The sequence below is a fragment of the Enterococcus sp. DIV0724b genome (assembly GCF_050531475.1).
GTDB lineage: Bacteria > Bacillota > Bacilli > Lactobacillales > Enterococcaceae > Enterococcus_L > Enterococcus_L haemoperoxidus.
The window spans coordinates 3070977-3097838 of record NZ_CP172890.1 but is presented as its reverse complement, the minus strand read 5'-3'; the positions used below and the strand labels follow the sequence as shown (position 1 = coordinate 3097838).

Here is a 26862-nt window from a genome sequence, read left to right as displayed (position 1 = left end):
TTTCTTTTTTAATGGAATAAATGAAGCTTACGGCTTTTTTAAGAATTTAAATGAGTCGGAAATCGCTTGTTTTATGGTATAATTATAAAAAAACTGGGCAAGGGATACTCCTGCCCAGATATTTTGTGTTGGAGAATGAATAAAGGGTGGTAAAATAGCACCTCTTATTAAGGAGAATATAAATAGATGAAAATGATTGTCGGATTAGGTAATCCAGGAAGTAAATACCAAGAAACAAAACACAATATCGGTTTTATTACTGTGGATGAAATCGCTCACCGATACAATGCAACCTTTAATAAAAGCCAATTTGAAGCAGATATTGCTGAATTTTTTATAGGAACAGAAAAAATCATGTTGGTCAAGCCCCTTACATTTATGAATGAGTCCGGCCGTTCTGTTGGTCCTTTGATGACCTATTATGGTGTAGAAGATGAAGACTTGATCGTTATTTATGATGATTTAGATCTAGAAATCGGTAAGATCCGTTTACGTGGAAAAGGCAGTGCTGGAGGGCATAATGGCATAAAAAGTTTGATAGCACATTTAGGAACAAATGTGTTTCCGAGAATCAAGATTGGTATTGGTCGCCCGATTGGCAGTAACACGGTCGTTCATCATGTATTGACAGGTTTTCCTAAAGAAAAACATGAAGAGATTTTATTAGCAGTGAAAATTGCAGCAGATGCCGCAATCTATGCTTGTGAAGGACATACGTTTGTTGATACGATGAATCAATTTAATGGCAAATAAGCAAAATAGAAAGTATAGAAGGAGGAGCCTGTTTTGAATATCATTGAACGTATTGGCGCAAGTGAATTAGCAAGAGATTGGCAAAAGCAACTAACAGGAAATACTCGCCAATTGATCACAGGTTTAGCTGGCTCTGCTAAAACACTGGTCATGACTAGTGGCTACAAAGAAAAAAATAAAAAAATCGTCGTTGCTGTCCCAAATCTTTATTATGGCAATCAGCTAGTGGAAGATTTTCGGAATATTTTATCAGATGAAGAGGTTTATCTATTTCCTGTTGATGAAGTGTTGTCTGCAGAAATGGCCTTTTCTTCACCAGAAGCTAGAGCAGAAAGAGTAGCGGCACTTAATTTTCTTTTAACAGATCAAGCAGGGATCATCGTTGTCCCTGTGGCTGGTCTAAGAAAATATTTACCAAGTAAACAAACGTGGGAACAAGCCCAACTTTACTGGGAAATTGGTGGAGAAATCGATCTAGATACTGTAGCACAGCAACTAGTTTTGATGGGGTATGAGCGCCAATCATTAGTTGGCAAGCCCGGTGATTTTAGTATTCGAGGGAGTATCGTTGATGTCTATCCATTAAATTCTGAATATCCAGTCAGAGCAGAACTATTCGATATCGAAATCGATTCTCTACGTTATTTTGAAGCAGATACCCAACGTTCTGTAAGTGCAATTGAATCGGTGACACTTTCACCAATGACAGATCTTGTATTTTCAAATGAAGACCTCGCCTATGGAGAAAAACAGCTAACCAAAGCTTTAGAAAAAAGAGTAGCGATCGCTAAGGATACCGCCGAAAAAGACTTCCTTCAGGATTACTTTGGTCAATTGGCAACATCTTGGAGTCAAGGAATACCTACCGATACGGCTCACTATTACACAGATTTTTTATATGAAACAAAGACAACATTATTGGATTATATTTCTGAAGATAGTTTAGTTTTTGTAGATGATTATGCTCGGATTTTAGAAGCGGAACGCGAAATAATTCGTGAAGAAAATGAATGGCAAGTGCTTAAATTAGAAGAAATGCGTGTTTTTCCAGAGCAGACATTCGGCTTGGAGTTTCATGAGCAAGTACGGAAAATGACTTTTGCGACAACGTTCTTTTCCTTATTTCAAAAAGGAATGGGCAATTTACGTTTTCAAGCGGTTCATAATTTCCAGTATCGTTCGATGCAGCAGTTCTTTGGTCAAATGCCATTATTAAAAACAGAAATGGATCGCTGGCAAAAACAAGATCAGACCGTTGTTGTTTTTGTCCCAACGAAAGAACGCAGTCAAAAAGTCGAAGAGCTGTTTCGTGATTTTGATATTTCAAGTGTAACAGCATCTTCTGATAAATTAATAGAAGGAAAAATCCAAATTGTTGAAGGTTCTTTGCAATCAGGTTTTGAATTACCTGTAGAAAAAATCGTTGCTATCACGGAAAAAGAAATTTTTCATACAACAACGAAAAAAAGAGCACGTCGTCAAACTGTTTCTAACGCAGAACGATTAAAAAGCTATAGTGATTTAAAAAATGGAGACTATGTCGTACATGCTAATCACGGTATCGGTAAATATATTGGGATGCAAACGCTAGAAGTTGATGGCGTTCACCAAGATTACATCACGATTTTATATCAAAATGATGATAAGCTATTTATTCCAGTTACTCAGCTTAATCTGATTCAAAAATTCGTAGCTTCTGAAGCAAAATCACCAAAAGTCAACAAACTAGGCGGCAGTGAATGGAGCAAAACAAAGCGTAAAGTATCTTCTAAAATTGAAGACATTGCAGACGATTTGATCCAGCTTTATGCTTCAAGAGAATCTGAAAAAGGGTATGCTTTTCCACCAGATGATGCCTATCAAAAGGAATTTGAAGATGCCTTTCCTTATAGTGAAACAGACGATCAGTTGCGTAGTACAGCTGAAATCAAACACGATATGGAAAAAACACGACCAATGGATCGATTATTGGTCGGTGATGTGGGCTACGGCAAAACAGAAGTAGCATTGCGGGCTGCATTCAAGGCTATCAACAATAATAAACAAGTGGCTTTTTTAGTCCCGACAACGATTTTAGCCCAGCAACATTACGAGACTATGTTAGATCGTTTCGAAGGTTTTCCTGTAGAAGTAGGCTTGTTGAGCCGTTTTAGAACAAAAAAGCAACAAAGTGAAACTATCGAAAAAATCAAACATGGACAAGTAGATATTGTTGTAGGAACGCATCGTTTACTTTCGCAAGATGTGAATTTTAGCGACCTTGGATTGTTGGTGATCGATGAAGAGCAACGTTTTGGCGTAAAACACAAAGAGCGTTTGAAACAATTAAGAGCGCAAGTCGATGTTTTAACACTGACCGCAACACCGATTCCTAGAACACTGCATATGTCGATGCTAGGTGTTCGTGATCTTTCAGTTATTGAAACGCCGCCGGAAAATCGTTATCCTATCCAAACGTATGTTATGGAAAACAATCCTGGTGCGATCAGAGAAGCAATCGAAAGGGAAATGGCACGTGATGGACAAGTTTTCTATCTTTATAATCGAGTCGATACGATCGAACAAAAAGTTGAAGAAATCCAAGCGTTGGTGCCTGATGCTAGAATTGCATATGCGCATGGTCAGATGACAGAAGTTCAACTAGAAAATACCTTATTTGATTTTATTGAACGGCAATACGATGTTTTAGTTACGACAACGATCATTGAAACAGGCGTAGACATTCCCAATGCCAACACACTATTTGTAGAAAATGCCGATTATATGGGCTTATCTACGCTATATCAATTACGTGGCCGTGTTGGTCGAAGTAACCGTGTCGCATATGCCTATTTTATGTATGAACAACAGAAAATTTTAAATGAAGTCAGCGAAAAACGTTTAGAAGCAATCAAAGATTTCACTGAACTAGGTTCTGGATTTAAAATTGCGATGCGGGATTTATCGATTCGTGGGGCAGGGAATCTATTAGGCGCGCAACAACATGGCTTTATTGACTCTGTTGGTTTTGACATGTACTCACAAATGCTTTCAGAAGCAGTTGCTCGTAAACAAGGGAAGAGTGTCCAAGATCAAAAAACTTCTGTTGAAATTGACTTGGGCATTGATGCGTATCTACCAACAAGTTATATTTCAGATGAGCGCCAAAAAATTGAAATATATAAACGAATTCGTCAGTTAGAAAATATGGATATGTATGATGAACTTGAAGCAGATCTACTCGATCGTTTCGGTGAATATCCAGATGAAGTGGCTCATCTATTAACGACAGGTCAAATCAAAATGGATGGCGATCGTGCCTTGGTTGAAACGATCCGTAAGAGACAGCAGGAAATTACCTTTACTTTAAGTAAAATTGGGACAAAAACCTATAACGTAGAACAAATATTTGAGGCGCTATCTCAGACTCAGTTAAAAGCAGATCTTGCTGTAGATAACGAAAAGATGTCTGTTCGTTTAAAAGTGCCTAAAGATATGAAAGAAGCTGCTTGGCTGCAGGAAGTAGCACTGTTTACCACAGCGTTACGACAAGAAAAGTATAAGACAACGGCTGTTGAGTCAGAGTAAAAATTACTGGAAGCGATTCTTCCTATTTTCCAGTCTAGACTAAACGAGCCTGTTACGCTTTAAAATAGGAGGTCAATTAATGGCGCATAAAGAAATGCGGTCAATGATGCAAGGAGCAGCTATTTTAACTATTGCATCATTTATTGCCAAAGTATTGAGTGCAGTTTACCGAGTACCTTTTCAAAACTTAGTTGGTGATGAAGGGTTTTATGTCTATCAACAAGTTTACCCAATATATGGTATTGCGATGACCTTAGCGTTGTCGGGACTGCCGCAGTTTATTTCAAAAATTGTAGCAGAACAACCAGATATCAGTGGGCAGAAAAAAATTTTACAACAACTCTTTCCGTTTGTCTTTATGATTGCAGGTTTATGTTGGGCGTTTTTCTTCTTAGGAAGTCATGAAATTGCCTTTATGATGGGTGATTATCGATTAGCGTCTTTGATTCAAGTTGTTTCGTTTACGTTTTTATTGGTTCCTGTATTATCATTTTATCGTGGAAATTTTCAAGGACATTTAATGATGATTCCGAGTGCCGTTTCCCAAGTGATGGAACAACTTGTCCGGGTAGGGGTGATCTTGGTTGCAGCATACTCTTTTAGTCGATTCGGTTGGTCTGTTTATCAGACCGGAACGATCGCTATGGGCGGTGCTTTGTTTGGTGGTGTTGTTGCTGCTGGAATTCTTTGGTATTATGATCAAAAAATCCGTGTAGGTAGCTCAGCCTATCTTACGCAGTGGAAAGTTGAAAAGGGTTCAGGAAAATTATTTGGACGCTTATTAGTAGAAGGTGGAATTGTCTCTTTATACAGCGCATTTTTGATTTTCTTTCAATTGATCGATTCTTTTTTTGTTAAGAACTCTTTAGTAGCATCAGGTATTAGTGACTCAGCAGCAAAAATCGATAAAGGGGTCTATGACCGTGGGCAGCCTCTAGTTCAGTTAGGTTTAGTTGTTGCCTTAGCATTAAGCTCAAGTTTCCTACCTACATTGACAAAATATTTCACGAGCAAAGAAAAAGATCGATTCTTACAGGCAGCTAAAATCTTTTTACGGTTAACAACAGCAATTGCTGCCGCAGCCTCGATAGGTTTAACATTGTTATTGCCATATATAAACTTTGCATTATTTAAAGATTATAAAGGGAATGGTGTGCTAGGAGTATATGTTTGTTCGATTGCATTTATGGCAGTCATTCAAGCCTACCAAAGTATTTTACAAAGCCGGAATCAATTTTTCATCTCGCTATTTTCAGCTGGGATTGGTTTACTGGTCAAGCTTTTCTTAACAAGCTCTTTGACCTATACTTTTGGAACGCTTGGGGCAAGTGTTTCAACGATTGTTGGATTAGTAGTTACTTTATTTTTACTCATTCTCTTTTCGAAAAAGGAAATCAATCGCTATATTATAGAAAATCATTTCTTTAAAAAATTATCGATTAGTTTAGGAACAATGGGAATTGTGTTACTCTGTTACCAAGGGGTTATTGGGATAGTATTAGGAGCTGTCGAACATCGTGGGCAGGCTTTAATTATTGCAATAGTGGGTGTTTTAATTGGCGGCACAACGTTTATTTCTATTGTTATTAAAATACAGTTATTTACAATTCGGGAATGGCTGACATTACCGTTTGGAGCTAAAATATTAAGAATGAAGAGGTAAGATACATGCGTTTAGATAAATTTTTGAAAGTTTCGCGTATTATTAAAAGAAGACCTGTAGCCAAAGAAGTGGCGGATAAAGGCCGGATCCAAATCAATGGAATCTTGGCAAAATCTTCAAGTAACGTAAAAATTGGTGACCAAGTTAAGATCCAATTCGGCAATAAAATCTTAGAAATCGAAGTACTTGAACTTCGTGATTCGACGAAAAAAGAAGATGCAGAAAAGATGTATCAGGTTGTTTCAGAGAAAAGAGTCGAAAATAGTGATAATTTAGATTAGACAAGCTTCTTAGATGTTGGTATAATAAGACAGACAAACCAAAAAACGAGTGGAGCGGAAAACATGGGCAAAAAGAAAAAAGACATGGATAAAGTTGCTGCATTAGATAATGAGTATACAAAAGAACAGTATGCTGAATTTCAAAAACAGCAAAAGCAGTTGATTTTCAGGCGCCGACGTCTGGCTGTTGTTTTTCTCGTGGCGTTTGTGATTTTTATCGTTTCAGGTATCCAGCTGATGAAAGATTATCAGCAACTGAGCGCCTTCAAAACTCAGCAAGCTGAAGCAGTGGCTGAGTCGGCAGAAGCAGATAAGAAGTTAAGTCGTTTAGAACAAGATGTTGCTCTTTTAAGGGATGACGATTATGTGGCGAAGTTGGCCCGCAGCCGTTATTATGTCTCTAAAGAAGGCGAACAAATCTACAACATTCCTGAGTTAGGCGGAACGACTAGCTCCAGTAATGAACAAAAATCATCAGACAGTCAATCACAGTCTCATTCATCTGAAAAACAATCAGGCGAATAACTGCAGATATAATAGGGTAAATAATAGGAGGAACATTTTTTTTATGTCAATTGAAGTAGGAGCGAAGTTGCCAGGAAAAGTGTCTGGTATCACTAATTTTGGTGCCTTCATCGATCTAGGTGAAGGAAAAACAGGGTTGGTTCACATTAGTGAAGTATCAAATGGGTTTGTAAAAGATATCCATGACGTATTGACCGTAGGGGATGAAGTAACGGTAAAAGTTACCTCAGTCGGTGATGACGGTAAAGTAGGCTTGTCTATTCGTAAAGCACAAGAACAAGCAGCAGAACCAAAACGTGAATATCAACGTCGTGATAACAATGAGCATCAAGGTAATCGTGATCGCGGAGCACGTCCAGCACCTAAAAAACAATTTACAAGAGCGCAACCAATGAATTCAAAACAAGACTTTGATTCATTAATGAGCTCATTTTTGAAAGATAGCGATGATCGTTTAACTTCATTGAAACGCAACACAGAAGGTAAACGTGGTGGACGCGGCGGACGTCGTAACTAACGAATAAATAATTGAAGCTGAGCGAAAGCTCGGCTTTTATGTTTTGGGCATTTTTTGAGGAGTCTATAAACTATGAAACAAAGAGGTGAGTAGATGTTTCAAGAATTTTACGATCATTGTAAAAGAAATGAATACTGGCTGCCAAACCAAAAAATCTTATTAGCAGTTTCAGGTGGCGTCGATTCAATGGTTTTATTGGAGCTGATGCAAACTGCTGCTCAAAAAGACCACTTAGAATTGGCAGTAGCCCATATTGATCACCAGTTGCGGGTAGAGTCAAAAACGGAAGCTGCCTATTTAAAAAGCTATTGCCAAAAAAAAGAAATTTCTTACTATAGTAAAGTATGGGAACAACTAGACAAGACAAAAAATACAGAAGCTCGTGCTCGTAAGTTTCGCTATGATTTTTTTTCTGAACTCATGGCGCAAGAAGAAATCCCTACACTTTTGACGGCACACCACAGTGATGATCAAGCTGAAACGATTTTAATGAAGCTGACAAGAGGAAGTGCTCTACCGAATTTAGTAGGAATTAGAGCAAGACAATCGTTTGGAAATGGTACGTTGATTCGCCCTTTCTTAATTTTTTCCAAAGAACGATTAGAGCAGTTCGCTAAAGAATCGGAAATCGTGTATTTTGAAGATAGCTCAAATCAGAGCGATACATATATGCGCAATCGTTTAAGGCATCAAGTTGTGCCAGTTTTAAAAAAAGAAAACGCAAAGTTTTTGCAGCATGTAGCTGATTTTAGTGAACAAATCACGTTAGCTGATGAAATTATTCAGTTGGTTATAGAACCAAAGTATGACAAATGGGTGAAAAAAACAACAAAAGGCTGGTTAGTTCAGCTATCGGAGCTAAAACAAGAAAAAAGAAGTGTACAGACTTTTTTCTTGATGAGCCTGTTTCAACGTACAATAGTACCAGAAGGCGTGGCGGTTAGTCGGATGCAGATTGAACAACTTCTGTTATTGCTCAACCAACCAGCCCCTCAGTTATCCATGGATTTTGAGCAAGGATGGCAAGTTATGAAAGAGTATAACACCTTCTATCTGAAAAAAAATGAATTAACTCAGAGAGAAAATCTCTTTCAGTTGAATGGAAACGATCACGTCTTTCTTTCCGAAAAGGAATGGCTGGGGATGGAAACGGCAGGAAAAAAGATTGAACCACCTGAATCAGTAAAAGACTGGACAGAGATTTCTTTGCTTATAACTGAGCAGACGCCTTTGCCATTAACGGTTCGTCATCGGCAAGACGGAGACAGGATTTCGCTAACGCCAAGTTTAACCAAACGATTAAACCGTCTTTTCATTGACCAAAAAATCCCTAATTTAATCAGAGATCAGGCTTGGGTCATTCTTTCAGCTGAGGATAAGATTATTTGGGTTCCAAAATTTGCAAATTCATATTTGAGTATTCCTAAAGAAACTGATAAAATACTCTACAGGCTCCTTTATAAAATAAAAGAGTAAAGTCTAAAAATTACTTTTATTCAAAGAAGCAAATAGCATAAAATAATAACTAAAGATCTCAAAGGAAAAAGAGTACCGTTACTTTTACGAATTTATTCATTTAGAAGTAAGAGGTACTAAACTAGCGTTTCGATCACATCTAATTCTAAATGTTCAATCATAAAGAGTTAAAGGTCGGACCTAAAAGGAAAGGGAGAGCAATATGTTAGAGAACGATATTAAACAAGTCTTGATCACGAAAGAACAAATTCTTGAAAAATCAACTGAACTTGGTAAACAACTAACAGAAGATTACAAGGACAAAAATCCTTTAGTAATCGGTATTTTGAAAGGTGCCATACCGTTTATGGCTGATATCACACGCTGTATTGATACTCATTTGGAAATGGATTTTATGGCCGTATCAAGTTACGGAAATGCCACAGTGTCTTCAGGTGAAGTAAAAATCATCAAGGATTTGGATACAAATGTTGAAGGTCGTGACATCTTGATTGTAGAAGACATAATCGATAGTGGGCGTACATTGGCTTATCTAGTGGATCTTTTTAAATACAGAAAAGCAGCATCTGTGAAGATCGTCACGCTGTTAGATAAACCAGAAGGACGTGTCGTTGATATCATTGCAGATTATGTTGGGTTTGATGTACCAAATGAATTTGTTGTAGGTTATGGTTTGGATTATGCAGAAGCGTACCGTAATCTTCCTTATGTAGGCGTATTGAAACCTGAAATATACGAATCAAATTAATATCTCTCTTAGATTTAGTTATGTTACAATGTAAAGGTCAGAATTGATAAAAAATAAAACGTAAAATTGAATTACGCGCAGTAGTCAAAGGAGGACAGGCATGAATAAAAAGAATAGTGGCATGAAAAATGGCCTTTATTATGTATTGCTGATTTTGGCGATGGTCATGGTTGTTTATTTCATTTTTGGAAATAACAATCCTCAGTCACCAGATATCGAATACTCAACCTTCAGCACTCAGTTAGAAGAAGGTAAAGTGAAAGAACTGACGATCCAACCAACTAATGGTGTATACAAGATCACAGGTCAGTACAAAGCAAAACAAGAAATCAAAAACACTGGCGGTCTTTCTTTATGGGGATCAACAGAAGTTTCTACAAAAGCATTTACGACGATTGTCTTACCAAGTGATATCACATTATCTGGTATCCAAGATATGGCTAAGGACAACAATGTGAAACTTACAGTGAAAGAACAATCATCAAGCGGTGCTTGGCTTTCTATCTTATTTAGTTTCTTACCGATCGTATTGTTCATCTTCTTATTCTATATGATGATGGGACAACAAGGCGGCGGTGGCGGTGGTGGCGGCCGTGTCATGAACTTTGGTAAATCAAAAGCCAAAGAAGCAGACAAAAAAGCGAACCGTGTACGCTTCTCTGATGTAGCAGGAGCGGAAGAAGAAAAGCAAGAATTAGTCGAAGTGGTCGAATTCTTAAAAGATCCTCGCCGTTTCGTTGAATTAGGTGCCCGCATTCCAGCAGGTGTTCTATTAGAAGGACCTCCAGGGACTGGTAAAACATTACTTGCTAAAGCCGTTGCCGGTGAAGCAGGCGTGCCGTTCTATTCTATCTCAGGTTCAGACTTCGTTGAAATGTTTGTCGGTGTCGGTGCAAGCCGTGTTCGCGATCTATTTGAAACAGCGAAGAAAAATGCACCCGCAATTATCTTCATCGATGAAATCGATGCAGTTGGTCGTCAACGTGGTGCTGGTATGGGCGGCGGACACGATGAACGTGAACAGACCCTAAACCAATTACTTGTTGAAATGGATGGATTTGATGGCAACGAGGGCGTAATCGTCGTAGCTGCAACAAACCGTTCAGACGTGTTAGACCCAGCGTTATTGCGCCCAGGTCGTTTTGACCGCCAAATTTTAGTTGGCCGTCCGGATGTGAAAGGCCGTGAAGCAATCCTTAAAGTTCATGCCCGTAACAAACCATTAGCAGACGACGTTGATTTGAAAGTCGTGGCACAACAAACACCAGGTTTTGCTGGTGCTGATTTAGAAAACGTATTGAATGAAGCTGCATTAGTTGCTGCTCGTCGCAACAAGAAGAAAATCGATGCATCCGATGTGGATGAAGCAGAAGATCGCGTTATTGCAGGACCTGCGAAAAAAGATCGTGTTATCAATAAAAAAGAACGCGAAATGGTTGCTTACCACGAAGCTGGACATACAATTGTTGGTTTAGTATTAAGCCGTGCTCGTATCGTTCATAAAGTAACGATCATTCCTCGTGGACGTGCTGGCGGTTACATGATCGCTTTACCAAAAGAGGATCAATTCTTGATGACTAAAGAAGATATGTTTGAACAAATCGTTGGATTACTTGGTGGACGTACAGCAGAAGAAATTATTTTCAATGTACAATCAACAGGCGCGTCTAATGACTTTGAACAAGCAACAGGCATTGCCCGTAGTATGGTAACGGAATATGGAATGAGCGACAAATTAGGTCCAGTTCAATATGAAGGAAACCACCAAGTCTTTGTTGGTCGTGACTATGGTCAAACAAAAGCTTATTCAGAACAAGTTGCTTTTGAGATCGACCAAGAAGTTCGTCGTATCTTGATGGAAGCACACGATAAAGCGCGTGAAATCATTGAGTCACATCGTGCACAACACAAACTGATTGCTGAAAAACTATTAGAGTATGAAACATTAGATGCTCGCAGTATCAAATCATTGTTTGAAGAAGGTGTTATGCCTCAAGACGTTATCGATAGCCAATTCCCTAGTGAAAAAGCACAAACGTTTGAAGAAGCAAAACGTGCATTAGAAGAAAAAGATGCGCAAAGACAAGCCGAAGAAAAACAAGATTTTGAAGAAGCAAAACAAGAATTACATGACGAAGCTGAAGAAGTAAAAGCGGACAGTGAAAAAACAGAAGAAAAAGTTCAATCAGAAGTTAAATCTGATGATGAGCATAAAAATGATTCTGAATATGACCGTAATAATTTTGATGATCGTTACAAATAGAACGAAAAGAGCATCCCTCCTTTGGGGGTGCTCTTTTCTTGAAGTTGAAATTATTTAGTTGAAAAAATAGGTAAATCCTAGTATTATCTGATAATGAGTCAGAATTAGTACCAAGTGAGAAGAGGGAAATGAAAATGGAAGATTACTTAGTAAAAGCACTATGTTATGAAGGATCAATTCGCGCATACGCTGTCTGCGCAACTAATACAATCTCAGAAGCACAAAAACGTCATGATACATGGAGCTCGTCAACCGCAGCGCTAGGGAGAACGATGGTGGGGGCATTATTGCTCGGTGCAACTTTAAAAGGTGAAGATAAATTAACAGTTAAGGTTCAAGGGAACGGACCAGCCGGTAGCATTATTGTTGATAGTGATGGTAGTGGAAACACGAAAGGCTACATAAAAAATCCTCACGTAAGTTTAACGCTAAATGAAAGTGGTAAAATCGATGTCCGTGGAGCTGTTGGAACAGAAGGTATTTTCACTGTTATCAAAGATTTAGGCTTGAAAGAAACATTTTCAGGGCAAACGCCAATCGTTTCTGGTGAAATCGGTGAAGATTTCACATATTTCATGGCTGTTTCCGAGCAAATACCATCAGCAATCGGCTTAAGTGTTTTAGTTGATACAGACGAAAGTGTCAAAGCAGCGGGTGGATTTATGATCCAAGTGATGCCAGGAGCAGATGAAAAAACGATTGATTTTATTGAACAACGTTTGCAAGAAGTACCAATGATTTCCCGTTTGATCGATGAAGGCGAATCACCTGAAGGAATATTAGAACGCCTACTTGGGAAAGATCAAATCGATATCTTAGAAAAAATGCCAGTTCAATTCGAATGTAACTGCTCAAAAGAAAAATTTGGCACAGCAATCATTGCCGTTGGTTTAGATGAAATCAATGCAATGATTGAAGAAGATCATGGGGCAGAAGCTGTTTGTCAATTCTGTGGTAACAAATATCATTATAGTGAAGAAGATTTAATTGGACTACGCGATGAAGCAATCCAAAATACTCGTGAAAAGTAGGAGAGAAGCGCTATGTGGAAAATAGGAAATATTGAAATTCCGAATCGCGTTGTAGTGGCACCAATGGCTGGTATTAGTAACGCTGCTTTTCGTGTGACAGTGAAAGAGTTTGGTGCAGGTCTTGTTGTCTGTGAAATGATCAGTGATAAAGGAATCCAGCAAAGAAATAAAAAAACGTTGGACATGCTTTATATAGATGAGCGAGAATATCCGCTGAGCGTGCAGATTTTCGGTGGAGATAAAGAAAATTTAGTTGAAGCTGCAAAATTTGTAGAAGAAAACACCGAAGCTGCAATTATCGATATCAATATGGGGTGTCCTGTAAACAAAGTGATCAAAGCCGAAGCAGGAGCGAAATGGCTGTTAGATCCGAATAAAGTATATGAAATGGTAGATGCTGTTTCTTCTGCCATAGATTTGCCAGTCACTGTTAAAATGAGAACTGGCTGGGATGAAGACCACTTATTCGCAGTTGAAAATGCATTGGCAGCTGAAAAAGCAGGGGCATCTGCTATCGCAATGCATGGTCGTACGAGAGTTCAAATGTATGAGGGTCAAGCGAACTGGGATGTTTTAAAAGAAGTGAAACAACATCTAACGATTCCTTTCATGGGAAATGGCGATGTTCGTACACCAGAAGATGCCAAACGTATGTTGGACTATGTAGGGGCAGATGGTGTCATGATTGGCAGAGCTGCTTTGGGAAATCCTTGGATGATTCAACGTACCAAACAGTATCTGGAAACAGGGGAACTGATACCTGAACCAACCCCGCACGAAAAAATCGAAACAGCTAAAATCCATCTACAACGTTTAGTCGATTTAAAAGGCGAAAAAATCGCGACTAGAGAATTTCGTCAACATGCTTCATACTACCTAAAAGGAATTCCACGTGCTGCTAAGGTAAAAGTGGCAATCAATCAAGCAGAGACCCAACAAGCCATGGTGGATTTGATGAATGCATTTGAAGAAAAGGCAGAAAAACACGCAGAAAAAGAAAAAATCGAAACAATCTAATAAAAAAAGCAGGCTGAAACAGAAATTCGGCTTGCTTTTTTTTGTTTCAATGTGGCATTATAGGGGTATGTGATTTCAGAATGGAGGAAATACAGTGGCAGATGAACAACAAGCGCACCCAGAAGATCTAAACGATCAAATGCTTGTGCGTCGTGAAAAAATGGAAAACTTACGTGAAGAAGGGATCGATCCTTTCGGGAAGCGTTTTGACCGAACACATAATTCTAAAGAATTACATGAACAATTTGACCAACACTCAAAAGAAGAGTTAAATGAAATGGATTTATCTGCAAGCGTTGCTGGTCGTATGATGACAAAACGCGGCAAAGGTAAAGCTGGATTTGCCCATTTACAAGACCGTGAAGGACAACTTCAAATTTATGTGCGAAAAGATCAAGTCGGTGATGAAGCATACGAACTATTTAAACATGCTGATCTAGGCGATTTTTTTGGCGTAACTGGACAAATCATGAAAACAGATACAGGTGAAGTGACTGTTAAAGCGAAAACAATCGTACTATTAACTAAAGCATTGCGCCCATTACCAGATAAATACCATGGCTTAACAAATATTGAACAACGTTACCGTCAACGCTATTTAGACTTGATTAGTAACAAAGATAGTTTTGATCGTTTTATGAAACGCAGTCAAATCATTAGTGAAATTCGTCGTTATCTTGATAGTAATGGCTATGTAGAAGTAGAAACACCTGTCTTGCACAATGACGCTGGTGGTGCTGCAGCACGTCCATTTATCACGCATCATAATGCATTGGATATGGATTTATATTTACGAATCGCTTTAGAGCTACATTTGAAAAGATTGATTGTCGGCGGCATGGAGAAAGTCTATGAAATCGGTCGAGTATTCCGTAATGAAGGAATCGATACAACGCATAACCCTGAATTTACTATGTTAGAAGCGTATACCGCATATACAGATTATAAAGATGTAATGGACTTGACTGAAGGAATTATCCGTAACGCCGCTGAAAAAGTCTTGGGAACAACGACTATCACATATGATGGTAACGAAGTTGACCTAGGATCTGAATTTAAACGTGTGCATATGGTTGATGCAATTAAAGAACAGACTGGTGTGGACTTCTGGCAAGAAATGACTGTCGAAGAGGCACGGGCTTTAGCGAAAGAACATAATGTGGAAATCAATAATAATATGGCAGTTGGGCATATTTTAAATGAGTTCTTTGAAACGTTTGTCGAAGAAACACTGCAACAACCAACATTTGTCTATGGACATCCAGTAGAAGTATCTCCTTTAGCGAAGAAAAATCCAGAAGATGATCGCTTTACAGATCGTTTTGAACTATTTATAGTAGGAAAAGAATTTGCTAACGCATTTACTGAGTTAAATGACCCAATTGATCAACGTGAACGATTTGAAGATCAAGAAAAAGAGCGTGAACAAGGAAATGATGAAGCTCATGGTGTAGATGAAGATTTTATTGAAGCTTTAGAATATGGATTGCCGCCAACTGGTGGTTTAGGAATCGGAATCGATCGCTTAGTTATGCTTTTAACAGATGCTCAATCAATTCGCGATGTCCTATTATTCCCAACAATGAGATAAAAAGTGAAAGAGTAGATTATTTGTTGATAATCTACTCTTTTTATTTTTTTGAAAAATGACATAAAAACTCATGGGAATATACAGATTAAAGAGGAAAAAACGAACAATGAAGAACAAAAGTAATAAAACAATCGGTAACGAAAAAAAGTTTAAAAAAAGTGCAAATTTTAGTTGACCTGAGCCCGTAAACTTGGTATATTATATCTTGTCGCAAGGCACTGATGTAACACGCCAAACGATCACATAACATAACAAACCAAGTTTGAAAAAAACTTTGGGAATCAGCGAGAAAGTTGTTGACAAACGACGAATGACCTGATAAACTAGTGAAGTTGTCGCAGAAATGAGTGACAATCAACTAAAATAGAATAACAATTCAAGTTTGAAAAAACTTGAAAAATCAGCGAGAAAGTTGTTGACAAACAACGAGTAACCTGATAAACTAATGAAGTTGTCACGAAACATTCGATAACATCAAGCAGAAAAAAACTTTGAAACTTTTTTAAAAAAGTGTTGACATCGAATCGGAGATTTGATATGATATAAAAGTTGCTGCGAGGTAACACAGTAGACCTTTGAAAACTGAACAAAGTAAGACGAACCAAATGTGTAGGTTGTTTTTACAACGGTAAAAACAAACAAAAATTTTTAACAAAGCGAAGCAATATGCTAGCAAACAAATGAGCTTAACAATCTTCGGATTGTGTTCAACTTTTATTATGAGAGTTTGATCCTGGCTCAGGACGAACGCTGGCGGCGTGCCTAATACATGCAAGTCGAACGCTTCTTTTCTACCGAGTGCTTGCACTCATTTGAAAAGAGGAGTGGCGGACGGGTGAGTAACACGTGGGTAACCTACCCATCAGAGGGGGATAACACTTGGAAACAGGTGCTAATACCGCATAATAGTCGACACCGCATGGTGTTGATTTGAAAGACGCTTTCGGGTGTCACTGATGGATGGACCCGCGGTGCATTAGCTAGTTGGTGAGGTAACGGCTCACCAAGGCCATGATGCATAGCCGACCTGAGAGGGTGATCGGCCACACTGGGACTGAGACACGGCCCAGACTCCTACGGGAGGCAGCAGTAGGGAATCTTCGGCAATGGACGAAAGTCTGACCGAGCAACGCCGCGTGAGTGAAGAAGGTTTTCGGATCGTAAAACTCTGTTGTTAGAGAAGAACAAGTAGGAGAGTAACTGCTCTTACCTTGACGGTATCTAACCAGAAAGCCACGGCTAACTACGTGCCAGCAGCCGCGGTAATACGTAGGTGGCAAGCGTTGTCCGGATTTATTGGGCGTAAAGCGAGCGCAGGCGGTTTCTTAAGTCTGATGTGAAAGCCCCCGGCTCAACCGGGGAGGGTCATTGGAAACTGGGAGACTTGAGTGCAGAAGAGGAGAGTGGAATTCCATGTGTAGCGGTGAAATGCGTAGATATATGGAGGAACACCAGTGGCGAAGGCGACTCTCTGGTCTGTAACTGACGCTGAGGCTCGAAAGCGTGGGGAGCAAACAGGATTAGATACCCTGGTAGTCCACGCCGTAAACGATGAGTGCTAAGTGTTGGAGGGTTTCCGCCCTTCAGTGCTGCAGCTAACGCATTAAGCACTCCGCCTGGGGAGTACGACCGCAAGGTTGAAACTCAAAGGAATTGACGGGGGCCCGCACAAGCGGTGGAGCATGTGGTTTAATTCGAAGCAACGCGAAGAACCTTACCAGGTCTTGACATCCTTTGACCACTCTAGAGATAGAGCTTTCCCTTCGGGGACAAAGTGACAGGTGGTGCATGGTTGTCGTCAGCTCGTGTCGTGAGATGTTGGGTTAAGTCCCGCAACGAGCGCAACCCTTATTGTTAGTTGCCATCATTCAGTTGGGCACTCTAGCGAGACTGCCGGTGACAAACCGGAGGAAGGTGGGGATGACGTCAAATCATCATGCCCCTTATGACCTGGGCTACACACGTGCTACAATGGGAAGTACAACGAGTCGCTAGGCCGCGAGGTCATGCAAATCTCTTAAAGCTTCTCTCAGTTCGGATTGTAGGCTGCAACTCGCCTACATGAAGCCGGAATCGCTAGTAATCGCGGATCAGCACGCCGCGGTGAATACGTTCCCGGGCCTTGTACACACCGCCCGTCACACCACGAAAGTTTGTAACACCCGAAGTCGGTGAGGTAACCCTTGTGGAGCCAGCCGCCTAAGGTGGGATAGATGATTGGGGTGAAGTCGTAACAAGGTAGCCGTATCGGAAGGTGCGGCTGGATCACCTCCTTTCTAAGGAATATTACGGAAACTTACACATTCGTCGACACTTTGTTCAGTTTTGAGAGGTTTACTCTTATAATTGAAAAGTAATCATCTGATTCTCTTTCTTATTTATATGATTCTCTCAAACGAATTGTTCATTGAAAACTGGATATTGAAGTAAAAAAGTAATCAAAACAAACCGAGAACACCGCGTTGAATGAGTTTTTTAATTAAAATAGTTCGAAGCTTATTTTATTGGTCACGCCTCTATCGCTAGAGAAACGAACCAAACAAAACCGATCGTAAGATCGTAAGGTTAAGTGAATAAGGGCGCACGGTGGATGCCTTGGCATTAGGAGCCGATGAAGGACGGGACTAACACCGATATGCTTTGGGGAGCTGTAAGTGAGCTATGATCCAGAGATTTCCGAATGGGGAAACCCAGCATCTTTTATAGGATGTTACTTTCCAGTGAATACATAGCTGGTTAGAGGTAGACGCAGAGAACTGAAACATCTAAGTACCTGCAGGAAGAGAAAGAAAATTCGATTCCCTGAGTAGCGGCGAGCGAAACGGGAAGAGCCCAAACCAACAAGCTTGCTTGTTGGGGTTGTAGGACTCCGTTGTGGTAGTCTGTCAAGATAGTCGAAGAACCTGGAAAGGTTCGCCAAAGTGGGTAATAGCCCCGTAGACGAAATGTTGGCAACACCTAGGAGGATCCTGAGTACGGCGGAACACGAGAAATTCCGTCGGAATCCGCGGGGACCATCCCGCAAGGCTAAATACTCCCTAATGACCGATAGTGAACCAGTACCGTGAGGGAAAGGTGAAAAGCACCCCGGAAGGGGAGTGAAATAGATCCTGAAACCGTGTGCCTACAACAAGTCAAAGCCCGTTAATGGGTAATGGCGTGCCTTTTGTAGAATGAACCGGCGAGTTACGATTGCATGCGAGGTTAAGGTGAAGAGCCGGAGCCGCAGCGAAAGCGAGTCTGAATAGGGCGAATGAGTATGTAGTCGTAGACCCGAAACCATGTGATCTACCCATGGCCAGGTTGAAGGTGTGGTAAAACGCACTGGAGGACCGAACCCACGTACGTTGAAAAGTGCGGGGATGAGCTGTGGGTAGCGGAGAAATTCCAAACGAACTTGGAGATAGCTGGTTCTCTCCGAAATAGCTTTAGGGCTAGCCTCGGAATTAAGAATGATGGAGGTAGAGCACTGTTTGGACTAGGGGCCCATCTCGGGTTACCGAATTCAGATAAACTCCGAATGCCATTCATTTATATCCGGGAGTCAGACTGCGAGTGATAAGATCCGTAGTCGAAAGGGAAACAGCCCAGACCACCAGCTAAGGTCCCAAAATATATGTTAAGTGGAAAAGGATGTGGGGTTGCACAGACAACTAGGATGTTGGCTCAGAAGCAGCCACCATTTAAAGAGTGCGTAATAGCTCACTAGTCGAGTGACCCTGCGCCGAAAATGTACCGGGGCTAAACATATTACCGAAGCTGTGGATTACACCTCTGGTGTAATGGTAGGAGAGCGTTCTAAGGGCGTTGAAGGTCGATCGTGAGGACGGCTGGAGCGCTTAGAAGTGAGAATGCCGGTATGAGTAGCGAAAGACGGGTGAGAATCCCGTCCACCGTATGACTAAGGTTTCCTGGGGAAGGCTCGTCCGCCCAGGGTTAGTCGGGACCTAAGCCGAGGCCGATAGGCGTAGGCGATGGACAACAGGTTGATATTCCTGTACCAGTTGTTTTTGTTTGAGCAATGGAGGGACGCAGGAGGCTAAGGAATGCATGCGACTGGAAGTGCATGTCCAAGCAGTAAGTCTTGAGTAGAGTCAAATGCTTTACTCTATACGGACAAGCTGTGATGGGGAGGGAAATAATAGTACCGAAGTTCCTGATGTCACACTGTCAAGAAAAGCTTCTAGTGAGAAAACAACTGCCCGTACCGTAAACCGACACAGGTAGTCGAGGAGAGTATCCTAAGGTGAGCGAGCGAACTCTCGTTAAGGAACTCGGCAAAATGACCCCGTAACTTCGGGAGAAGGGGTGCTGACTTCGGTCAGCCGCAGTGAATAGGCCCAAGCGACTGTTTATCAAAAACACAGGTCTCTGCAAAATCGAAAGATGAAGTATAGGGGCTGACGCCTGCCCGGTGCTGGAAGGTTAAGAGGATGGGTTAGCTTCGGCGAAGCTCAGAATTGAAGCCCCAGTAAACGGCGGCCGTAACTATAACGGTCCTAAGGTAGCGAAATTCCTTGTCGGGTAAGTTCCGACCCGCACGAAAGGCGTAACGATTTGGGCACTGTCTCAACGAGAGACTCGGTGAAATTTTAGTACCTGTGAAGATGCAGGTTACCCGCGACAGGACGGAAAGACCCCATGGAGCTTTACTGTAGCTTGATATTGAGTGTTTGTACCACATGTACAGGATAGGTAGGAGCCGATGAACCCGGAACGCTAGTTTCGGTGGAGGCGCTGGTGGGATACTACCCTTGTGTTATGAACCCTCTAACCCGCACCACTTATCGTGGTGGGAGACAGTGTCAGGTGGGCAGTTTGACTGGGGCGGTCGCCTCCTAAAGAGTAACGGAGGCGCCCAAAGGTTCCCTCAGAATGGTTGGAAATCATTCGCAGAGTGTAAAGGCAGAAGGGAGCTTGACTGCGAGACTTACAAGTCGAGCAGGGACGAAAGTCGGGCTTAGTGATCCGGTGGTTCCGCATGGAAGGGCCATCGCTCAACGGATAAAAGCTACCCTGGGGATAACAGGCTTATCTCCCCCAAGAGTCCACATCGACGGGGAGGTTTGGCACCTCGATGTCGGCTCGTCGCATCCTGGGGCTGTAGTCGGTCCCAAGGGTTGGGCTGTTCGCCCATTAAAGCGGCACGCGAGCTGGGTTCAGAACGTCGTGAGACAGTTCGGTCCCTATCCGTCGCGGGCGTTGGAAATTTGAGAGGAGCTGTCCTTAGTACGAGAGGACCGGGATGGACTTACCGCTGGTGTACCAGTTGTTCTGCCAAGGGCATTGCTGGGTAGCTATGTAGGGAAGGGATAAACGCTGAAAGCATCTAAGTGTGAAGCCCACCTCAAGATGAGATTTCCCATTTCTTTAAGAAAGTAAGACCCCTGAGAGATGATCAGGTAGATAGGTTGGAAGTGGAAGTGCAGTGATGTACGGAGCGGACCAATACTAATCGGTCGAGGACTTAACCAAAGAAACGAAATAAAAAAGTTTTTCGGACTGTTTGATTACATTACTTCAATCCAGTTTTGAGTGAATAATCACTCAATTGAATAGCAACAACACCCAGTGTGGTGGCGATAGCGAGAAGGATACACCTGTTCCCATGCCGAACACAGAAGTTAAGCTTCTTAGCGCCGATTGTAGTGAAGGGTTTCCCTTTGTGAGAGTAGGACGTCGCCACGCTAAAGTGTTGTCTTGGAGGTTTAGCTCAGCTGGGAGAGCACCTGCCTTACAAGCAGGGGGTCGGCGGTTCGATCCCGTCAACCTCCATTTTTTGAGCCGTTAGCTCAGTTGGTAGAGCATCTGACTTTTAATCAGAGGGTCGCAGGTTCGAGCCCTGCACGGCTCATAGGAATATTTTGCGGGTGTGGCGGAATTGGCAGACGCACTAGATTTAGGATCTAGCGCCTTACGGCGTGGGGGTTCAAGTCCCTTCACCCGCATTTTTAGTCTCGTTTTATTACTAGGCGATTATAACGCCGGCTTAGCTCAGTTGGTAGAGCATCTGATTTGTAATCAGAGGGTCGAGGGTTCAAATCCTTTAGCCGGCATCCAGACTGCGGAAATAGCTCAGTGGTAGAGCACCACCTTGCCAAGGTGGGGGTCGCGGGTTCGAACCCCGTTTTCCGCTTAGCTTGTTCTTTCGCCGGGGTGGCGGAACTGGCAGACGCACAGGACTTAAAATCCTGCGGTGAGTGATCACCGTACCGGTTCGATTCCGGTCCTCGGCATAGAAATGTAGCACCCATAGCTCAACTGGATAGAGTGCTTGACTACGAATCAAGAGGTTAGGGGTTCGACTCCCTTTGGGTGCATTTGTAAATACGGGAAGTAGCTCAGCTTGGTAGAGCACTTGGTTTGGGACCAAGGGGTCGCAGGTTCGAATCCTGTCTTCCCGATTTATTTTGTGGGGCCTTAGCTCAGATGGGAGAGCGCCTGCTTTGCACGCAGGAGGTCAGCGGTTCGATCCCGCTAGGCTCCATTAGTACTTTATTATTTTCGCGGTGTAGCTCAGCTGGCTAGAGCGTCCGGTTCATACCCGGGAGGTCGGGGGTTCGATCCCCTTCGCCGCGATTACTTTTTAAGAGCCAAGGACCTTTAGCTCAGTTGGTTAGAGCAGACGGCTCATAACCGTCCGGTCGTAGGTTCGAGTCCTACAAGGTCCATTGTAGTGACAATTTATTTTATTCCGGAGGATTACCCAAGTCCGGCTGAAGGGAACGGTCTTGAAAACCGTCAGGCGGGTAAAACCGTGCAAGGGTTCGAATCCCTTATCCTCCTTTGTTGATAACCACAGTGTTTTAGCACTGATGCTTATCAATACTTGGCGAACATAGTGAGAGAAGTAACCTTACTAGGGATCACCAAGAATCATCACCTTTCTATAGTCAATAGACTATAATTATCGCGGGGTGGAGCAGTCAGGTAGCTCGTCGGGCTCATAACCCGAAGGTCGTAGGTTCAAATCCTGCCCCCGCAATTGCTTTTTAAAAGCATATGTAATATAGTGATGCAATACATTTATTTTGGTTTGGTAGTTCAGCTGGTTAGAATGCCTGCCTGTCACGCAGGAGGTCGCGGGTTCGAGTCCCGTCCAGACCGTTTTAAAGTATTGCGGGTGTAGTTTAGTGGTAAAACCACAGCCTTCCAAGCTGTTGTCGCGAGTTCGATTCTCGTCACCCGCTTTATGGGCCTATAGCTCAGTTGGTTAGAGCGCACGCCTGATAAGCGTGAGGTCGATGGTTCGAGTCCATTTAGGCCCATTTTTAAATATTTTTCTTGGGGAAGTACTCAAGTGGCTGAAGAGGCGCCCCTGCTAAGGGTGTAGGTCGGGAAACCGGCGCGAGGGTTCAAATCCCTCCTTCTCCGTTTCATAGCGGCCCGTTGGTCAAGCGGTTAAGACACCGCCCTTTCACGGCGGTATCACGGGTTCGATTCCCGTACGGGTCATGTTTTAATATTTATTCCGGAGGATTACCCAAGTCCGGCTGAAGGGAACGGTCTTGAAAACCGTCAGGCGGGTAAAACCGTGCAAGGGTTCGAATCCCTTATCCTCCTTTGTTGATAACCACAGTGTTTTAGCACTGATGCTTATCAATACTTGGCGAACATAGTGAGAGAAGTAACCTTACTAGGGATCACCAAGAATCATCACCTTTCTATAGTCAATAGACTATAATTATCGCGGGGTGGAGCAGTCAGGTAGCTCGTCGGGCTCATAACCCGAAGGTCGTAGGTTCAAATCCTGCCCCCGCAATTGCTTTTTAAAAGCATATGTAATATAGTGATGCAATACATTTATTTTGGTTTGGTAGTTCAGCTGGTTAGAATGCCTGCCTGTCACGCAGGAGGTCGCGGGTTCGAGTCCCGTCCAGACCGTTTTATTAGTTTTTGGCGCAGTAGCTCAGTTGGTAGAGCAACGGATTGAAGCTCCGTGTGTCGGCAGTTCGATTCTGTCTTGCGCCATTTGAAAGAAGAAACATGCGGGTGTAGTTTAGTGGTAAAACCACAGCCTTCCAAGCTGTTGTCGCGAGTTCGATTCTCGTCACCCGCTTTTTTTCTTTAAGGGCCTATAGCTCAGCTGGTTAGAGCGCACGCCTGATAAGCGTGAGGTCGATGGTTCGAGTCCATTTAGGCCCATAATTTTTAAAAGGCCCGTTGGTCAAGCGGTTAAGACACCGCCCTTTCACGGCGGTATCACGGGTTCGATTCCCGTACGGGTCATGCTTTGAAAACATTTAGCTATGTGCTGAATGTTTTTTTATTATTTTTAAAATAAATTTAATGAAAACGTTGACAATGCTATTATAATAGGGTATTCTATGCTTGTACACAACAAGTAAATAGATGGATAGTGATTGTTTAAATACAAGCTAAACCTAATTTTTCCAATGAGGAAGATATTCTTCTTTTTTGGAAAGGTTGGGTTTTTCTTTTTTACAATTAAAGGGGATAAGCGTGAAGAAGGGAGCGAAAAAATGGTTATTCAAAAAATTTTGAATAATAATGTTGTGATTACGTTGGATACAAATGAGCAGGAACAAATCGTGATGGGACGTGGTATTGCTTTTAAAAGAAAAATAGGTGATTTTATTCCAGAAGAACAAGTTGATCAAGTATTTCGATTAGCAAACCAGGATACTTCTTTGAAATTCCAAGAGTTATTGGAAGAATTACCCTTAGAAGTAATGCAATTATCAGATGAAATTATAACATATGCTAAGACCAAACTGGGTAGACGACTAAATGATACAATCTTTATTTCTCTAACAGATCACCTTCATACGGCTTTAGAGCGTATGAGACAAGGAATTGAAGTGAAGAACTTTCTATTATGGGATATTAAGCGTTTTTTTTCAGATGAATACATCATTGGGAATAAGGCTGTCGAGATGGTTAAAGAGAAGTTTGATGTGCAACTACCAGAAGATGAGGCAGGATTTATTGCTTTACATATAGTCAATGCCGAAATGGATGAAGAAGTTGGAAATGTTTATGAACTAACAAAAATTATGCAAGAAATTACGAATATTGTGAAATATCATTTTAAAATTACTTTTAATGAAGACTCGGTCTATTTTTATCGTTTTAGTACTCATTTAAAATTTTTTGCTTATCGTTTATTAAATCATAAAGAATTACATGATGAAGATGATGGGGAACTATATGAAGTAATTAAAAAAAAGTATCGTAATGCCTACAATTGTGTGAATAAAATTTCTAAATTCTTAACTGAAGGCTATGACTATACTATTTCTAAAGAAGAGAAAATGTATCTGATTATTCACATTGCAAGAGTTATACAGACAAATGGTTAACAAGATTATCAAATCTAAGTATAGATTAGTAATGGAACGAAAGGTGGGGAGAAGAGTAGGAACCGCAAAGCAAGACCCCTTGGATAGTGACATTAAGTTGGCTAAACCTTCAAAAGTAATGGATTGAAAAAAACTAAACTTTGGAGGAACAAAAAATGGGAAAATATCATGATTTAGCAGAGAAAATTGTTAACAATGTAGGCGGAAAGGAAAATATCAATAGCTTGACACACTGTATTACACGCTTACGTTTTAAATTGAAAGACGAATCAAAAGCAAATGACGATGTTTTAAAAAACATGGATGGTGTCGTTACTGTAATGAAAAGCGGTGGACAATATCAAGTAGTAATTGGGAATCATGTCCCAGCTGTGTATGAAGATGTTGTAAGTATTGCTGGAATTTCAGCAGATGCAGAACAGGAATCATCTGGTGGGAATTTATTCAATCGTTTGATCGATATTTTAAGTGGCTGTTTCCAACCGTTCTTGGGAGCATTAGCTGCAGCTGGTATGGTAAAAGGTCTAAATGCTTTACTAGTTTTCTTGAAATTATATTCCGCTACTTCTGGGACATATACAATGTTAAATGGTATTGGCGATGCAATCTTCTATTTCATGCCAGTTATTTTAGGCTATACAGCAGCTAGAAAATTCAATTTAAACCCAATGGTGGGAATTGTTATCGGAGCAGCGCTTTGTTACCCAACAGTTCAAGGGTCTGCTTTACAAGCTGCTTTTGAAGCAACAGCAGGTGCAGGTGCTCCAGCGCCATATAGTCTATTAGGATTACCTGCTTATGACACATTTTTAGGTATTCCATGGGTTGGTGCTGGCTATACAAGTAGTGTTGTACCGATCATATTCATTGTTGCTTTTGCAGCCCAAATTCAAAAACTCTTCAAGAAACTTATTCCTGAAGTTGTTCAAACATTCTTGGTACCTTTCTTTGTACTATTGATTGCTTTACCAGTAGGTTTCTTAGTGATTGGTCCAATCATTAGTATGTTAACAGACTTACTAAGCGCTGGCTTCCAAGCTTTAATGGGCTTCTCACCAGCATTGTATGGTGTTATTCTTGGTTTCTTCTGGCAAGTATTGGTTATTTTCGGTTTGCACTGGAGTGTTGTGCCACTTGCAATCATGCAAATTACTCAAGAAGGAGCAAGCCAAGTATTAGTGGGGTCTTTTGCAGCAAGTTTTGCTCAAACAGCAGTAGTTATGGCAATGTTCTTTAAATTAAAAGATGCAAAAATGAAAGCTCTATGTCCTCCAGCAATCATTTCTGGGATTTTTGGAGTCACTGAACCTGCAATTTATGGTATTACTTTACCAAGAAAAACACCGTTTATTTTTTCAATGATCGGAGCTGCAGTCGGTGGATTGTACTTAATGATCAATGGCGTAACCTCTTATACAATGGGCGGATTGGGAATTTTCGGAGTATTAAACTTTATTAATGGTGACGATGCAAGTGGAATGATTCATTCTTTTGTCGCAATCTTGATTGCTGTCGTTATCGGATTTACATTAACATTCTTTTTCTGGAAAGATGATACAGTATTAGAAGAAATCACTGAAAATAAAAAAGCTCAAAAAGCATTAAAAGAAGCCGTTTTAAGTCCAGTTAAAGGACGTGTTTTACCTTTAAGCAAAGCAAGTGATCAAGCTTTCGCACAAGGTGCTTTAGGTAAAGGTGTTTTGATTGAACCGACAGAAGGCGTAGTTAGAGCACCGTTTGATGGCACAGTTATGACACTATTCCCAACGTTACATGCGATTGGTTTGATATCAGATCAAGGTATGGAATTGCTGATCCATATTGGTATGGACACTGTTCAGCTAGAAGGAAACGGATTTGAAGGAAAAGTGTCCCAAGGTGACAAAGTGAAAAAAGGGCAAGTTTTAGTTACATTTGATATAGAAGCGATTAAAGCAGCTGGCTATAGTGTAGAAACGCCGGTTATTGTTACAAATACTGGTGACTATCTAGATATCGTGGAAACGCAAGAACGCGAAGTAACTTCAAATGATACATTAATTACTGGATTAACTTAAAAATAATAGATAAGAATTGAGCTTGCAGTGAAGCAGGATAGGCTTTGCTG

14 protein-coding genes, 25 tRNA genes and 3 rRNA genes are annotated in these 26862 nt (G+C 41.2%); all 42 read left to right on the top strand.

Annotated features, from left to right (window positions below; all coding sequences use genetic code 11):
• Window positions 1-186 precede the first annotated feature (186 nt).
• The 42 genes from pth to IGJ02_RS14240 all read left to right on the top strand — a co-directional run bounded on the left by pth (window position 187) and on the right by IGJ02_RS14240 (window position 26812).
• Window positions 187-753 (top strand): aminoacyl-tRNA hydrolase, encoded by a 567-nt coding sequence (gene pth, locus IGJ02_RS14445; protein ID WP_430602472.1) that lies wholly within the window; start codon window positions 187-189, stop codon window positions 751-753.
• Window positions 754-786: 33 nt separating this feature from the next.
• The gene (gene mfd, locus IGJ02_RS14440; RefSeq protein WP_430602471.1) at window positions 787-4320 is read left to right on the top strand and encodes a transcription-repair coupling factor; all 3534 of its coding nucleotides are present in this window, start codon (window positions 787-789) and stop codon (window positions 4318-4320) included.
• A 79-nt stretch (window positions 4321-4399) separates the two neighbouring features.
• Window positions 4400-5983: a putative polysaccharide biosynthesis protein gene (locus IGJ02_RS14435; RefSeq protein WP_010762493.1), complete on the top strand. Its 1584-nt coding sequence runs from the start codon at window positions 4400-4402 to the stop codon at window positions 5981-5983.
• 5 nt (window positions 5984-5988) lie between these two features.
• Window positions 5989-6264 (top strand): RNA-binding S4 domain-containing protein, encoded by a 276-nt coding sequence (locus IGJ02_RS14430; RefSeq protein WP_010762494.1) that lies wholly within the window; start codon window positions 5989-5991, stop codon window positions 6262-6264.
• Window positions 6265-6327: 63 nt separating this feature from the next.
• Window positions 6328-6789 (top strand): FtsB family cell division protein, encoded by a 462-nt coding sequence (locus tag IGJ02_RS14425; protein ID WP_430602469.1) that lies wholly within the window; start codon window positions 6328-6330, stop codon window positions 6787-6789.
• Window positions 6790-6832: 43 nt separating this feature from the next.
• Window positions 6833-7306, top strand: a complete 474-nt coding sequence (locus IGJ02_RS14420; RefSeq protein WP_010762496.1) for a S1 domain-containing RNA-binding protein — start codon at window positions 6833-6835, stop codon at window positions 7304-7306.
• Window positions 7307-7399: 93 nt separating this feature from the next.
• On the top strand, window positions 7400-8782 hold the full coding sequence (gene tilS / locus IGJ02_RS14415; RefSeq protein ID WP_430602467.1) for a tRNA lysidine(34) synthetase TilS: 1383 nt from the start codon (window positions 7400-7402) through the stop codon (window positions 8780-8782).
• Between the two features lie 202 nt (window positions 8783-8984).
• Window positions 8985-9530, top strand: coding sequence for a hypoxanthine phosphoribosyltransferase (hpt, locus tag IGJ02_RS14410; RefSeq protein ID WP_010762498.1), 546 nt, complete (start codon window positions 8985-8987; stop codon window positions 9528-9530).
• Window positions 9531-9630: 100 nt separating this feature from the next.
• On the top strand, window positions 9631-11793 hold the full coding sequence (gene ftsH, locus IGJ02_RS14405; RefSeq protein ID WP_010762499.1) for an ATP-dependent zinc metalloprotease FtsH: 2163 nt from the start codon (window positions 9631-9633) through the stop codon (window positions 11791-11793).
• 134 nt (window positions 11794-11927) lie between these two features.
• Entirely contained in the window at window positions 11928-12824 is an 897-nt protein-coding gene (hslO, locus tag IGJ02_RS14400; protein WP_010762500.1) for an Hsp33 family molecular chaperone HslO, read from the top strand.
• A gap of 12 nt (window positions 12825-12836) precedes the next feature.
• Window positions 12837-13841 (top strand): tRNA dihydrouridine synthase DusB, encoded by a 1005-nt coding sequence (gene dusB, locus IGJ02_RS14395; protein WP_010762501.1) that lies wholly within the window; start codon window positions 12837-12839, stop codon window positions 13839-13841.
• A 94-nt stretch (window positions 13842-13935) separates the two neighbouring features.
• Window positions 13936-15432, top strand: coding sequence for a lysine--tRNA ligase (lysS, locus tag IGJ02_RS14390; protein ID WP_010762502.1), 1497 nt, complete (start codon window positions 13936-13938; stop codon window positions 15430-15432).
• A gap of 715 nt (window positions 15433-16147) precedes the next feature.
• Window positions 16148-17708, top strand: a 16S ribosomal RNA gene (locus IGJ02_RS14385).
• A gap of 287 nt (window positions 17709-17995) precedes the next feature.
• Window positions 17996-20907, top strand: a 23S ribosomal RNA gene (locus tag IGJ02_RS14380).
• 97 nt (window positions 20908-21004) lie between these two features.
• Window positions 21005-21120 (top strand): 5S ribosomal RNA (gene rrf / locus IGJ02_RS14375).
• Together the 16S, 23S and 5S rRNA genes with 25 tRNA genes alongside form the textbook arrangement of a ribosomal RNA operon.
• A 14-nt stretch (window positions 21121-21134) precedes the next feature.
• Window positions 21135-21207: transfer RNA gene (locus IGJ02_RS14370), tRNA-Val, on the top strand.
• 6 nt (window positions 21208-21213) lie between these two features.
• Window positions 21214-21286, top strand: a tRNA-Lys gene (locus IGJ02_RS14365).
• 12 nt (window positions 21287-21298) lie between these two features.
• Window positions 21299-21380 (top strand) — tRNA-Leu (locus tag IGJ02_RS14360).
• Between the two features lie 35 nt (window positions 21381-21415).
• Window positions 21416-21488: transfer RNA gene (locus IGJ02_RS14355), tRNA-Thr, on the top strand.
• A gap of 8 nt (window positions 21489-21496) precedes the next feature.
• Window positions 21497-21568 (top strand) — tRNA-Gly (locus IGJ02_RS14350).
• 14 nt (window positions 21569-21582) lie between these two features.
• Window positions 21583-21668: transfer RNA gene (locus IGJ02_RS14345), tRNA-Leu, on the top strand.
• Window positions 21669-21678: 10 nt separating this feature from the next.
• Window positions 21679-21752, top strand: a tRNA-Arg gene (locus tag IGJ02_RS14340).
• A gap of 10 nt (window positions 21753-21762) precedes the next feature.
• A tRNA-Pro gene (locus tag IGJ02_RS14335) sits at window positions 21763-21836 on the top strand.
• Between the two features lie 10 nt (window positions 21837-21846).
• A tRNA-Ala gene (locus IGJ02_RS14330) sits at window positions 21847-21919 on the top strand.
• Window positions 21920-21937: 18 nt separating this feature from the next.
• Window positions 21938-22011 (top strand) — tRNA-Met (locus IGJ02_RS14325).
• A gap of 18 nt (window positions 22012-22029) precedes the next feature.
• Window positions 22030-22103, top strand: a tRNA-Ile gene (locus tag IGJ02_RS14320).
• 25 nt (window positions 22104-22128) lie between these two features.
• Window positions 22129-22218: transfer RNA gene (locus IGJ02_RS14315), tRNA-Ser, on the top strand.
• Between the two features lie 125 nt (window positions 22219-22343).
• Window positions 22344-22417: transfer RNA gene (locus IGJ02_RS14310), tRNA-Met, on the top strand.
• Window positions 22418-22465: 48 nt separating this feature from the next.
• A tRNA-Asp gene (locus tag IGJ02_RS14305) sits at window positions 22466-22539 on the top strand.
• A 12-nt stretch (window positions 22540-22551) separates the two neighbouring features.
• A tRNA-Gly gene (locus IGJ02_RS14300) sits at window positions 22552-22622 on the top strand.
• Between the two features lie 4 nt (window positions 22623-22626).
• Window positions 22627-22700 (top strand) — tRNA-Ile (locus IGJ02_RS14295).
• 18 nt (window positions 22701-22718) lie between these two features.
• A tRNA-Ser gene (locus tag IGJ02_RS14290) sits at window positions 22719-22806 on the top strand.
• Between the two features lie 9 nt (window positions 22807-22815).
• Window positions 22816-22887: transfer RNA gene (locus IGJ02_RS14285), tRNA-Glu, on the top strand.
• 18 nt (window positions 22888-22905) lie between these two features.
• Window positions 22906-22995, top strand: a tRNA-Ser gene (locus tag IGJ02_RS14280).
• Window positions 22996-23120: 125 nt separating this feature from the next.
• Window positions 23121-23194: transfer RNA gene (locus IGJ02_RS14275), tRNA-Met, on the top strand.
• Between the two features lie 48 nt (window positions 23195-23242).
• Window positions 23243-23316, top strand: a tRNA-Asp gene (locus tag IGJ02_RS14270).
• A 14-nt stretch (window positions 23317-23330) separates the two neighbouring features.
• Window positions 23331-23403 (top strand) — tRNA-Phe (locus tag IGJ02_RS14265).
• Between the two features lie 17 nt (window positions 23404-23420).
• Window positions 23421-23491 (top strand) — tRNA-Gly (locus tag IGJ02_RS14260).
• A 12-nt stretch (window positions 23492-23503) separates the two neighbouring features.
• Window positions 23504-23577: transfer RNA gene (locus IGJ02_RS14255), tRNA-Ile, on the top strand.
• 12 nt (window positions 23578-23589) lie between these two features.
• A tRNA-Glu gene (locus tag IGJ02_RS14250) sits at window positions 23590-23661 on the top strand.
• 254 nt (window positions 23662-23915) lie between these two features.
• Window positions 23916-24755, top strand: a complete 840-nt coding sequence (gene licT / locus IGJ02_RS14245) for a BglG family transcription antiterminator LicT (RefSeq protein ID WP_010762503.1) — start codon at window positions 23916-23918, stop codon at window positions 24753-24755.
• Between the two features lie 155 nt (window positions 24756-24910).
• Window positions 24911-26812 carry a beta-glucoside-specific PTS transporter subunit IIABC gene (locus IGJ02_RS14240; RefSeq protein WP_430602465.1) on the top strand — a complete coding sequence of 634 codons (1902 nt, stop codon included), beginning with the start codon at window positions 24911-24913 and terminating at the stop codon, window positions 26810-26812.
• The last annotated feature ends 50 nt before the right edge of the window (window positions 26813-26862 follow it).

Coding starts and splice junctions, on each gene's coding strand:
- dusB (WP_010762501.1), top strand. CDS start 12,837: ATGTGGAAAATAGGAAATATTGAAATTCCGAATCGCGTTGTAGTGGCA.
- hslO (WP_010762500.1), top strand. CDS start 11,928: ATGGAAGATTACTTAGTAAAAGCACTATGTTATGAAGGATCAATTCGC.
- IGJ02_RS14425 (WP_430602469.1), top strand. CDS start 6,328: ATGGGCAAAAAGAAAAAAGACATGGATAAAGTTGCTGCATTAGATAAT.
- IGJ02_RS14430 (WP_010762494.1), top strand. CDS start 5,989: ATGCGTTTAGATAAATTTTTGAAAGTTTCGCGTATTATTAAAAGAAGA.
- hpt (WP_010762498.1), top strand. CDS start 8,985: ATGTTAGAGAACGATATTAAACAAGTCTTGATCACGAAAGAACAAATT.
- pth (WP_430602472.1), top strand. CDS start 187: ATGAAAATGATTGTCGGATTAGGTAATCCAGGAAGTAAATACCAAGAA.
- ftsH (WP_010762499.1), top strand. CDS start 9,631: ATGAATAAAAAGAATAGTGGCATGAAAAATGGCCTTTATTATGTATTG.
- IGJ02_RS14240 (WP_430602465.1), top strand. CDS start 24,911: ATGGGAAAATATCATGATTTAGCAGAGAAAATTGTTAACAATGTAGGC.
- tilS (WP_430602467.1), top strand. CDS start 7,400: ATGTTTCAAGAATTTTACGATCATTGTAAAAGAAATGAATACTGGCTG.
- IGJ02_RS14435 (WP_010762493.1), top strand. CDS start 4,400: ATGGCGCATAAAGAAATGCGGTCAATGATGCAAGGAGCAGCTATTTTA.
- licT (WP_010762503.1), top strand. CDS start 23,916: ATGGTTATTCAAAAAATTTTGAATAATAATGTTGTGATTACGTTGGAT.
- IGJ02_RS14420 (WP_010762496.1), top strand. CDS start 6,833: ATGTCAATTGAAGTAGGAGCGAAGTTGCCAGGAAAAGTGTCTGGTATC.